Annotated in this window: 7 protein-coding genes and 3 pseudogenes; 4 read left to right on the top strand and 6 right to left on the bottom strand. The window is 61.8% G+C overall.

Translation table 11 applies throughout. The annotated features are described in order from the left end of the window. Window positions 1-509: pseudogene (locus tag FS320_RS30170) on the top strand (class I poly(R)-hydroxyalkanoic acid synthase); the annotation flags it as partial. Window positions 510-591: 82 nt separating this feature from the next. On the opposite strand, the pseudogene FS320_RS50945 reads toward FS320_RS30170, so the two are convergent. From FS320_RS50945 to FS320_RS30145, 5 genes and pseudogenes are all read right to left on the bottom strand, one after another. Continuing rightward, window positions 592-915: pseudogene (locus FS320_RS50945) on the bottom strand (phasin family protein); the annotation flags it as partial. 1,673 nt (window positions 916-2,588) lie between these two features. Further along, window positions 2,589-3,170: an adenylate kinase gene (locus FS320_RS30160; protein WP_152715953.1), complete on the bottom strand. Its 582-nt coding sequence runs from the start codon at window positions 3,168-3,170 to the stop codon at window positions 2,589-2,591. A 167-nt stretch (window positions 3,171-3,337) separates the two neighbouring features. Further along, on the bottom strand, window positions 3,338-4,852 hold the full coding sequence (locus FS320_RS30155) for a malonate--CoA ligase (RefSeq protein ID WP_152715955.1): 1,515 nt from the start codon (window positions 4,850-4,852) through the stop codon (window positions 3,338-3,340). Window positions 4,853-4,914: 62 nt separating this feature from the next. After that, the gene (locus FS320_RS30150) at window positions 4,915-6,291 is read right to left on the bottom strand and encodes a malonyl-CoA decarboxylase (RefSeq protein WP_152715954.1); all 1,377 of its coding nucleotides are present in this window, start codon (window positions 6,289-6,291) and stop codon (window positions 4,915-4,917) included. A gap of 52 nt (window positions 6,292-6,343) precedes the next feature. After that, window positions 6,344-7,726, bottom strand: a complete 1,383-nt coding sequence (locus FS320_RS30145) for an SLC13 family permease (RefSeq protein ID WP_152715952.1) — start codon at window positions 7,724-7,726, stop codon at window positions 6,344-6,346. A 204-nt stretch (window positions 7,727-7,930) separates the two neighbouring features. Here FS320_RS30145 and FS320_RS30140 point away from each other — a divergent pair, with 204 nt between their 5' ends. Together FS320_RS30140 and FS320_RS30135 are read left to right on the top strand one after the other, a co-directional pair. Beyond that, the gene (locus FS320_RS30140; RefSeq protein ID WP_099516063.1) at window positions 7,931-8,578 is read left to right on the top strand and encodes a GntR family transcriptional regulator; all 648 of its coding nucleotides are present in this window, start codon (window positions 7,931-7,933) and stop codon (window positions 8,576-8,578) included. Window positions 8,579-8,659: 81 nt separating this feature from the next. After that, the gene (locus tag FS320_RS30135; protein WP_152715951.1) at window positions 8,660-9,856 is read left to right on the top strand and encodes an MFS transporter; all 1,197 of its coding nucleotides are present in this window, start codon (window positions 8,660-8,662) and stop codon (window positions 9,854-9,856) included. 160 nt (window positions 9,857-10,016) lie between these two features. Here the strand turns inward: FS320_RS30135 and FS320_RS30130 are convergent, their stop codons facing one another. Beyond that, a complete protein-coding gene (locus FS320_RS30130; protein ID WP_152715950.1) occupies window positions 10,017-10,727 on the bottom strand; it encodes an IS6 family transposase in 711 nt (236 codons plus the stop codon). Between the two features lie 160 nt (window positions 10,728-10,887). On the opposite strand from FS320_RS30130, the pseudogene FS320_RS48480 reads away from it, so the two are divergent. Further along, a pseudogene (locus FS320_RS48480) lies at window positions 10,888-11,251 on the top strand (IS6 family transposase); the annotation flags it as partial. Between the last annotated feature and the right edge of the window lie 158 nt (window positions 11,252-11,409).

The raw sequence follows: 11,409 nt of genomic DNA, 5'->3' as shown, positions 1-11,409 counted from the left end.
ATCTCCTGTACTGGAACAGCGATGGCACCCGCATGACCCGGGCCGCCCATAGCTGGTATCTGCGCAACACCTATGTGGAGAACAATCTGATCGAGCCGGGCAAGATCACGCTCAAGGACGAGGCGATCGATCTCGGCAACATTCGCCAGGACACCTATGCCGTGGGGGCAGAAAAAGACCACATCGTGCCCTGGGACGCCGCCTGGCGCGTCACACAGCTGTTTGGCGGTGACGTGCGGTTCGTGCGGGCCTCCAGTGGCCATATTGCCGGGAGCGTCAATCCTCCCGGTGGCAAAGGCGCCTACTGGACCAAAGAGGCCGGTGATGCGCCGGCCACCACCCCCGAGCAGTGGCTGCAGAGTGCGACGCGCCACGAGGGCAGCTGGTGGCCGGACTGGACGGCGTGGCTTTCTGCTCGCTCGGGCCGGAAAAGCGCGCCACCACGCATGGGCAGTTCGAAATACCCACCGCTGCAGGACGCGCCAGGCACTTATGTGCTCGAACGATAGGACAACGGCGCCAGTGAGTGCGGCCCCGGCCATAGAAGGAGTGACCGGAGCGAAATCATCTCGAGCTCCTGCTGCTTCGGCCTTATTTTCTGGTACTTCTGCTTTTTGAGCCTGCCGTTCCGCCGGTTTGGTCGGTGCTCGTCTGACCAGAGCTTGCTTGGCTCAGAGCCGCTTGCATGCTCGCGCCGAACTCGCGCATCTGGGCCTGCATGGCCTCAAACTGCGCGCGCACGAACTCCGCTTGGATCTGCGCAGCTTCCTGAGGGTTCCTGGCCCGAACAAGTCGTTCGGCCATGTCCAGGGCAGCGTGGATGTTCTCCTCCGCGGAGGAAAAGGTCCTTTGGGCTACGTCCCGAGCGGTGTCAGCGGCCCTCCGGGCTGCTCCCAGGAAGGTGTCCAGCGCCCGGCGGGCCTGTTCGAGACTTTACTCGGCGCCCTCGCGCATCTGCGCAGGAACCTCGAAGCTGGTCTGTCTTGCATCGGTCATGATCGATCTCCGTTCGGCTGTTTCAGCGGCCGCAGCCGGTTGGGTTGATTCGGATCGAAGGTCCCGCTGCCCCGCAGAGGAGAAACGCTGATTGTCGCGGAAAGGATCGCATGACTGATTGGCTGACGCTGAAGCTCAGTCCGGACAGTCTTGCTTGGCGCTAATGAACGTCCGCGAAACGCCCAAACGTAAAACTATGGCCCAGGTCCGGGACATGCCATTTCCAGACCTTCGGGAGCCAACAGCGTCTGTAACGAAAGTGCTCGTTGATACTTGATGAGCAACTTGGTTGATGATCAGGGCGACTGGGTTGCGGAGCACGCAGTCTTTCGTCCGTGCGGGAACTTTCCCCAGTGTGTGTTGTCCCCGGGTGCGGAAGTCTGACTCTAACCCGGAGGTATCCTGACTCGAATTGGCGAAAACCCTGACTCTCCGAGGCGTACACTTTATAGTTGCGTCACCTGCCAGGGGGTTCGAACCATCTCAGACCAAGGCTTCGCCCAAGGCCTTGCCCTCCGTGACGGAAGGCGGGCCTTTTCTCGGATGGAGGCAGCGATTGCGTTGGAATCCTTGGAGTGTGACTGGCGGGAACTGAAGCATCGCCACGCCGTGAATCCTTCGCCTGCATCCGCGGAAATGGTCGCGTCACGCTCGATGAAGGGTGCGTTACCGATGCCGGATGCGGCGTCCGAGGAGGCGTGCCCGCGATAGCCTGTTCCCAGGAACCCACGCAGGGTGATATGCCCTGCGCCCGACGGGCCATCTCCCCACGCGGACATTGGCGGACATTCCGATCGGCGGCGCGCAGTACCGTCAGGTCGACCGCGCGGTCCAGGAGATCAACGGATTGGCCGAGATCCTGACCGGGGACGCGACGTATCACTATCGAGAACACACTCCAGCCGGAGGACCAGACCTGAGCACGACAACGGATAGCCGATTGGACCACCGACGATCGACGGCGCTCCAAGGTCGGATTGTCGCCTTGAATGCGATCCGAACGGGACCTGTGTCAGCGGTGGAACGCCCAATTTCCGTGTTGCCGGACAGGCTCCCCGGCGGCCGCGTTGTCCGGGCGCGGGACATACCCACTGACGAGGAGGTCCGCCTCTGCCGTACGGGCCGCAACCAAAGGGGTCCATAGGCCGTAGCTTCCGTTGATACGGGAGTGATTTTTCCGCTGGCTGAGCGGGGTTGACGTGTGTCGTAGATTGGCCAACGAATGACCGAGGAGGGCAATGATCGTCAAGGAACGAACTCCTTACTAGGATGGGTTGATCCTTGAGCGTTTCCTCCTCCCATATGGCTACTCGGCCGACGGTTCAGAACAGTGAAAGCTGCATGTTGGTCATGCAGTCGGCACATGGTCGCATGAACGTTGGCTCGATTTCCTCCCCCGGTGATGTCCAGGCTGGTGGAAGCAAGCCGGCCATCAAGCGCTGCCTCCAGATCGAACCATGCCCGTCAACCAGCGCTACGGTCTCGCCGCTTGCCGAACGCTTCCGAGTGGGTTCATCGTGCTCGTTTCAAACTGCGATACCGGAGCTGCTCCGTGCCGCATCTTCTCATTGCCGATTTCCGAGAGAGGAATTTTAGCATACGAGTAATGGAAAAATCTGCCGAGTGACATCATCCCTTGGCTGCAAGCCATCAACGGTCCTCAGGGAGCCTTTGTTCGCATAGTAAGCGGACAAGGGTGCGGACTGCTTCCGATAGGCATCGAACCGGGTCCGGAAGGTCTCGGCATTGTCGTCATTCCGAATGGGTATGCCTCCCGTCTCCGCTTCCCGCGCACGTCCCAGTATCCGGGCCAGGAGAGTATCCTCGTCCACCTTGAATTCTATGACCGCATCGAGCTCGAGGCCGCTTTGTGCCAGCAAGGCGTCGAGCGCCCCGGCCTGCGCAACCGTGCGGGGAAACCCGTCGAGAATGAAGCCCCGCTTGGCATCGGATTTCCCGATTCGGTCGGAGATGATCTCAACGACCAGCTCATCTGACACGAGTTCGCCGCGATCCATCGTTTCCTTGGCCTTGAGACCTACCGGAGTTCCAGCGAGGACAGCAGCGCGAAGCATGTCGCCTGTCGACAATGTCGGAATCCCGAACCGTTCGGCCAGCCTCGCTGCCTGCGTTCCTTTCCCAGCCCCCTGTGGACCCAACAGGACAATTCTCATCGACATCTCCCTTGCGTGCTTGAAGTTATTCGTCTGAGCCGCCCAACTCTCACAACCACTGAAACAGTTCAGGCTCACCGCTCAGACACGCGTTATTCATTCCAAGCGGTGAGACCATTTGGACCCTACGAGGAGTTCCTCGGCACGTCCGCCTAAGTGGAGCGTGCCTATCCCCCATAAAGGTCAGAGAAAGTCTCACGCAGAACGTTCTTCTGCACCTTGCCCATGGTGTTGCGCGGCAGATCATCGACAAAGACCACGCGCTTGGGCTGCTTGAACTTCGCCAGGCGGCCTTCGAGCGCCGCCAGGATCGACCTCTCGTCGACCTCTGCCTCCTTGGAGCGGACGATGACTGCCGTCACCCCTTCGCCGAAGTCCTTGTGCGGGACGCCGATCACCGCGCTCTCGAACACGCCGGGGATGGCATCAATCTCGTCCTCGATCTCCTTCGGGTAGACATTGAAGCCACCGGTGATCACAAGGTCCTTGCCGCGCCCGAGAATGTGCACGTAGCCGTGCTCGTCGATCTTGCCGAGGTCGCCCGTGATGAAGAAGCCGTCCGGGCGGAACTCGGATGCGGTCTTCTCCGGCATGCGCCAGTAGCCCTTGAACACGTTCGGGCCCTTGACCTCGATCATGCCGATCTCGTTCGTCGCCAGCTCCTCGCCGGTATCCGGGTTAGTGATGCGGGCCGAAACGCCGGGCAGCGGCAGACCGACGGCGCCGGGCACCCGGTCTCCGTCATAAGGGTTGGAGGTGTTCATGTTCGTCTCGGTCATGCCGTAGCGCTCGAGGATGGCATGACCGGTGCGGGCGCTCCACTCGCGATGGGTTTCGGCCAGCAGGGGCGCTGAGCCCGACACGAACAGCCGCATCCCAGCCGCTGCCTCCCTGGTGAGGCCCGGATGCTGCAACAGGCGGACGTAGAAGGTCGGCACTCCCATCAGGGCCGTGGCACGGGCCATCAGCCCTAGGATCTCGTCGGCGTCGAACTTCGACAGGAAGATCATCGACGCACCGGAGAACAGCGTGACGTTGCTCGCCACGAAGAGCCCATGGGTGTGGTAGATCGGCAGGGCATGGATCAGCACGTCATCTGCCGTGAAGCGCCACACGTCCTTCAGGGTCAGCGCATTGGAGACGAGATTGTCATGGGTCAGCATGGCGCCCTTGGAGCGGCCGGTCGTGCCCGAGGTATAAAGGATCGCGGCCAGGTCATCGCCAGCGCGCTGCACCGTCTCGAAATCGTCTGCGGCACTGGCTGCGGTATCCGTGAGGGATCCCTGCCCTTTTGCGTCGAGCGTTTCGACGGATGCTCCGACCTTTGCGGCGAGCTGAGTGACCCCGTCCCGCTTGCCCGGATCGCAGACCACCAGTGAAGGCTCGGCGTCGCCAATGAAGTACTCCAGCTCCGCGAGGGTATAGGCGGTGTTGAGCGGAAGATAGACAGCGCCGGCCCGGACAGTGGCCAGATACAGGACCAGGGCCGGCACCGACTTCTCAACTTGGACCGCGACCCGGTCGCCGGGCTTGACCCCGCGGGCGGCGAGCACGTTGGCCAGCCGGCCCGACAGGGCGATCAGGTCGGCGTAGCTGACGGTTTCCCCGGCTGGTGTGGTGATGGCAGTGCTGGTGAGGTCGGCAATCGAGCGTTCGAGCCGATCAAACAGGTTGGCGTTCATGGCAATGGCTCCGAAGCGAGGGTCGATGATCGACCCGGACAAACTGAGTGGAAACGTTGCGGTCATGGGTTGGGCACCAGATCGCGGGAAGGCAGATCAGTCCGCAAGGCCTTGCGGACCGCAGGCGACGCAGCGACTGCGCCCTTCTCGGCGAAGGCTTCATGGTTCTTCTCGATCTCATCGAGGGCGTAGAGGTAGTTCACCATCAGACCATGGGACTGCTTCAGGCCCTTCGCGGACACGTCGCCGAGGAAGTTCAGGCGCTCGAGCCGTGCCCCGTTGCCGAGATGGAAGCGGGCGACGGGATCGACCGGACGGCCCTTGGAATCCTTGGCCTTCAGGAAGTAGTAGGCCGCAGCGGACAGAAGGACATCACGAACCTTCTCCACCGTCTCCGGATCGTCGCTCCAGGCTGGTGCATCGAGGATCCCGAGGGTCTCTTTCGATGCAGCATCGAGACACGCGGACTGTTCGGTCTTGCGTTCGCGCTCCAGCCAGCGTGCGAAGCCCGGGACGGGCGAGAGCGTCACGAAGGTCTTCAGGTTCGGCAGCTCACGCTTGAGGTTCTCCACCACCTGTTTGATCAGGAAGTTACCGAAGGACACTCCGCCCAGGCCCTTTTGCGTGTTCGAGATCGAGTAGAACACAGCGGTCGTCGCCTCAGACGCGGCAATCGGGGTGCGGGACAGATCAAGCAACGGACCGATCGCGTCGGGGATCTCCTTGGTCAGGGCTACCTCGACGAAGATCAGCGGCTCGTCGACGAGCTGTGGGTGAAAGAAGCCGTAGCAGCGGCGATCCTCCGGCTGGAGACGGTTGCGCAGGTCATCCCAGTTCTGGATCGCATGCACCGCCTCGTAGCGGATGATCTTCTCCAGGATGTTAGCCGGCGTGGTCCAGTCGATCGGCCGTAGCACCAAAAACCCCCGATTGAACCAGGACGAGAGCAGATGGGAGAAGTCCGCATCGACGCATTTCAACTCCGGGTGCTTGGGTAGGAACTCAAGCAACTCCTCGCGCATCCGCACCAGCGCCGATGTCCCGCCGGGAGCCAGGTTGAGGCGCCGGATCAACTCCTGCCTCCTGGGCTCTGCCGCGGCATGCAACCCCTCGAGGGCATCCGTTCCTTGATCCTGACGGATCGCTTCGATGGCGAGCTCAATGCGGCGGCGATCAGGCCCAAAGCGGTCGGCAAGGGCCTGGAGGAAGGCCAGACGCTCGGCCGGCTCCGCTGCCGTGTAGGTGGCCAACAAGGTCTGTGCGAGCGCTACACCTGAAGCCTCGCCCCTGCGTGAGATTAGCATCTCACCCACGGCCGGGAGAGCGTCCTTGGCGACGATCTCCTGCCCCGCTTTCTGACCGAGCAGGGAGCGCCCGCGCTCGGTCAGCGTGTCTATCAGGTCACTCAGGAAGGCAGGCGCCGCCTCCAGTCCAACCATCGATCGGGTCAGCTTCACGTTCATCTCCTTCATCCACATCAGACGATTAGCTTCACAGCACGACGAACAGGAGCCAGACGACGACCGGTGCGATTACGGTCACGGCGGCGCCATAGGCCAGGAGCTTGCGGAAGAACGCCTCCCGGTCAACGCCCTGGGCATTGGCCAACACAAGGGCACCATTGGTCGAGAAGGGGCTCACATCGACGATGGTCGACGCGACAGCCATAGCGGCAATGAAGCCGATCGGGCTGACGCCGGTTCCGGATTGCAGGAATGGAACGGCGAGCGGGATGAGGGATCCAAGGACCGCTGTCGAGGAGGCGAAGGCAGAGACGACCGCGCCGATGAAGCACAGGAGCAGGGCAGCCAGCACCGGGGATGCCAGGCCCGCGACGCTGTCGCCGACGAAGGAGATGGTGCCCATCTTCTCGAGCACGACGACGTAGGTGCTCACGCCGGTGATGAGCATGATCTCCGGCCATGCGACCTGGCCCATCGCGCGCTTTTGCAGAGTTGGCGCCATCAAGGACAGGCCCAAGCCGATCGTGATTGCCACAAAGCCGATGTCGAGGTTGAAGGCCAGGACGAGAACCGCGAGAGCGACGAGGCCAAGCAGCGTGACGATCTGGTACAGACCGCCCTCGGGCGTTGCCGGCTCCTCGACTGGTTTCTCCATGATCGAACGGTTCGGCTTCTGTCCGGTCTCGAGCGCGATCTCCTCGCTGAGGGCCTCGGCTTCGGAGTCGCCGAAGATCTGCGGGCCTGATTGCGGTACCGCAATCTGAACGGGAGGGATGTTGGTCGAGGCCGGCGCCGCATCCCTCGCCTGGAGGAGCTTGCGCCCCCCGAGCGCGAGGAAGAGCAGGACCGCAACAGCGAGGTTCACGCCGAAGCTCGCCAGGAAGGTCGTGATCTCGCTCAGCGGAAGCCCTGCCTTCGCGACGATCCGGTTGGTGATGCCGCCGTAGATGCTGATCGGTGAGAAGCCGCCGGCCTGGGCACCATGGATGACCATCAAACCCATCAGTAGAGGAGAGATGCTGTATTTTAACGCGAACCCGAGCGCGACCGGGGCAATGATGGCGACGGCGCCTGGACTGACCGCGCCGACAGAGGTCAAGACGGCGGAGATCCCGAACATGATCCACGGGATCGCGGCAATCCGACCCCGCACAGCCTTAACGGCCAGTCGGACGAGCCAGTCGATCGTGCCGTTATTCTGGGCGATGGCGAAGAGGAAAGTGATGCCGACCAGGGTCAGGAACAGGCCACCGGGAAAGCCCGCGATGATCGCGCTGGTGGTTTGGCCGGCGACCAGGGTTCCAACCAGGAAGGCGCCGACGAAGGCCAGCACGCCCATGTTGATCGGCAGGATCGTGGCGACCACGAACATCGCAACGAGAGCGTAGATCGAGATTAGCTGTGGTGACATGGCACCCGCTCCTCTGTTTCCTCCTCTGCGTCGGGCGGACGAGGGTCTGAGAACCACTCGCGGGGACTGCGCAGGCGGATCCCTCGTTTCCCTTGCAGCAACACTTGCCTGCGTTTGCATTGAACGTCAACTATCTTGTATACAAGAAAGAGCTTGAAATATTGTATTTATACGTTCTAGGATGTTTTCGAGCAGGACGAGTAGATGAGACGCGCTCAAGCCTTACGTGACGCCCTCGAGCAGGACATTGTTACGGGCAAGTTCCGCCCCGGAGACCGGCTCGACGAGCAGAGCCTGGCCGCTCGGTTCGAGGTTTCCCGCACCCCGATCAGGGAAGCCCTGATGCAGCTTGCCTCGACCGGACTGGTGGAGTTGCAGGCGCGGCGGGGCGCGTTCGTCGCCTCCCTGAGCTTCAAGGACGTCGTTGAGCGGTTCGAGGTGATGGCGGGCCTTGAGGGCATGTGCGGGGCCTTGGCGGCCCGTCGGATCACCGAGCCCATGCAGCGGGAGCTCGAGAAGGCGCACGAGGACTGCGCCCGCGAGGCATCGCAGGAGAACGCGGATGCCTACTACTACGCCAACGAGCGCTTCCACCACGTCATCTACGAGGCCTGCCAGAACGCGTTCCTGGCGGAGCAGGCGCAACAGCTCCATGCCCGCCTCAAGCCCTATCGCAGGCTCCAGCTCCGAGCCCGTAGCCGCGTGGCGAATTCACTGGCGGAGCACCAAGGCATCGTCGATGCGATCCGTGCCGGGGACAGCGCCCTCGCCGAGCGGCTACTCCGCGAGCACATCCTGATCCAGGGAGAACGCCTCGCCGACTTCATTGCGAGTTTTGATCGCGCGGCCTAGACGTCGGGCGGCCTGTAGCGAGTGCCGGCAGGGTCAAGCCGCCGCGGAGTGTCGCACACGAAACTGACGAGGACTCCAAGGATGTCGTCTGACCTGCTTTCCCGCCGCACCATTGCCTTCGTCAACATTGCGCACGCTCTGGATCACTTCGTTCTTCTGATCTACCCGACGGCCGTGATCGCCATCGCGGCGGAGCGGCAACTGTCTTATGCCAGCCTCATCGGCCTCGCGACGGGCGCCTTCGTGGCCTTCGGCCTGTTTTCGCTCCCGATGGGTTGGATCGCGGATCGCGTAGGACGCCGCAACCTGCTGGCGATCTTCTTCGGCGGCTGCGGGATTGCATGCCTGGGGCTGTCGACGGCGAACTCGCCAGTCATGTTCGGCATCTGGCTCTTCATGCTCGGAGTGTTCTCCGCGATCTATCATCCGATCGGCTCGACGATGCTGGTAAGCCACACAAGTCAACTCGGACGGGATCTCGGGATCAATGGGGTGTGGGGCAATCTCGGTGCAGCCTTCGCTTCAGGAGTGACGGCCCTTCTCGCCGCAAGCCTCGGGTGGCGCGCTGCCTTCATTCTTCCCGGACTTGTTTGCCTCCTTGCCGGTATCGCCTTTGTCCGCCTGGTCCCCGGTGATGGAGACAGTCATGCCAAATCCGGCCACATTCATGCCGTGATCCCCGTCGTGCGCCCGATGACGCTCTTCCTGCTGTTCGCAGCGGCGATCGTGGCGGGCGGCATGACCTTCAACATCACGACGATCGCACTCCCCAAGATCATCGACGAGCGTGCCGGGGCCTCCCTGCCACTTGTCCTGATTGGATCCCTGGCTACGCTCGTGTTTGTCTTCGGGGCGCTGACGCAGCTCCTGATGGGACGCCTAGTCGACCGATACACGCTGCCAAGAATTTTCGTCGGGCTATCGATCCTGCAACCGCTCGGTCTTGGGCTCGCTGCCATGACGAGCGGAGTTGCCATGCTTGGCGGCTTGGTCCTGGCCATGGCAGCGATTTACGGGCAGGTGGTCGTCAACGATGCAATGGTCGCCCGTTACGTCCCAGCCCAATACAGGGCCAAGGCATTCAGTGTCCGTTACTTCCTCGGATTCACGACGAGCGGCCTGGCCGTCCCACTCATCGCACTCCTTCACGGGATGAGCGGGTTCACCCTTGTCCTGAGCGCGGCAGCCACCTTTGGAACGATCATCTTCCTCTGCTCTCTCGGGTTCCTTCTTGCCGCGCAGCCGTCCTCAAAGCCAACCAGCCTGCCAGTTGGCTGATACCGTGTGATGACCTTGGACGGTGCTGAGGATCAGCGCGCCGAACCAGAATCCTACGCGATGTGCGAACTTCCGATCACCAAGGTCCTCTTGCGGGTATTGTCAACTTGACGCCTGATCGGCACAGCTGCCGCGAGTGCTGCCCTCATGCCAGTCCAGATCAGCCTATCAAGGCAGTACCAGTCGCATCGCGCCAAGCGACGAAGGCATGATCACGCGCAGCACGATGCTCACTGGCAGTAAGACGGTGACGGCGGAGTTGGAAGTGGTTGTGGATCCGAGTGTGAGTGGCGAGGAATTGCTGGGCCTGGCGGACTGACTTGAACCGCCTCATGTGGCACTCACGCCTTCGGGTGGGTTGGTGCGACACCTCACAGCGGTTGTTGAGATACCGGCTCTGCCGGTGTTCAATGCCCGGCAGGATCTCACGCTTAGCGGCCCTATAGGATCCAAGTTTGTCGGTCACGATGACCCTGGGCACATAGTACAAGCCCTTGAGCAGCTTGCGAAAGAAGCGCTTGGCGGCCGTCTTGTTGCGACGACTCTGCACCAGCACGTCGAGCACGTTCCCTTGCTGATCGACGGCCCGCCACAGGTAGTGCAGTTTGCCTCGGATGCGCACGAACACCTCATCCAAAAACCATTTGTCGCCGGGCCGCGGCCGGCGCCGCTTGAGGCTGTTGGCGTAAGTTCGGCCGAAGCGGAGGCTCCATTCACGGATGGTCTCGTAGCTAACCACGATGCCTCGCGCCGCGAGGATCAGTTCCACTTCCCGCAAGCTCAGACTGAAGTAGTGATACAACCAGACGGCCTGATTGATGATCTCGGCCGGATAGCGGAAGCCGCGGTAGGGATTGGACGTTGTGCTCATGCCCGAGACCCTGCCATACGCCCGAGTCTTCGCCAACCTGACAATACCTGCGAAACACCGCTCCGAATGTGACGGCAACCAAATTGCTGGCTATCGCAACGGCTCCGTTGCATTAACCTTGGCAGTTTAATGAGGGGCGGCCAGTCGAGGAGCCGTCCTGTTGACTCTGTTCAAGCGCCGTCGCTTTCCGGTCGAGATCATCCTGTTGTGCGTGCGCTGGTACTGCAAGTACGGCATCAGCTACCGGGATCTGGCCGAGATGATGCAGGAGCGTGGGGTCGAGGTCGACCCATCCACCATCTTTCGCTGGGTTCAGCGCTATGCCCCAAAGATCGCGAAACGAGTCCGCCATCACCAGGGCTATCGGTCCGCGTCATGGCCGTGTGGACGAGACCTATGTTCGGGTCGGTGGGCGCTGGAAGTACCTGTTTCGCGCTGTCGACAAACACGGCAAGTTGATCGACTTCGTGCTGTCCGACCGAAGGAACACCCGAGCCGCTTATCGCTTCTTGAGCAAAGTTGTGAAGGCGATGAACGACTATCCTCCTGACTCGACGCATTGCATCGCCTGAATTGCTCCCTGATTTTGGATCGTTGCCTCATCTGATTTGCTCCCGAGCTCTGGCGAGCTGCGGGGGCGATGATGAGGCAGGTGAGCATGACAACACGCAATGAGCTGATC

It is taken from the genome of Microvirga tunisiensis (genome assembly GCF_009296175.1).
In the GTDB taxonomy this organism is placed as follows: domain Bacteria; phylum Pseudomonadota; class Alphaproteobacteria; order Rhizobiales; family Beijerinckiaceae; genus Microvirga; species Microvirga tunisiensis.
The sequence above is the reverse complement of the archived record's forward strand: the minus strand, read 5'-3'. Positions and strand labels throughout refer to the sequence as shown.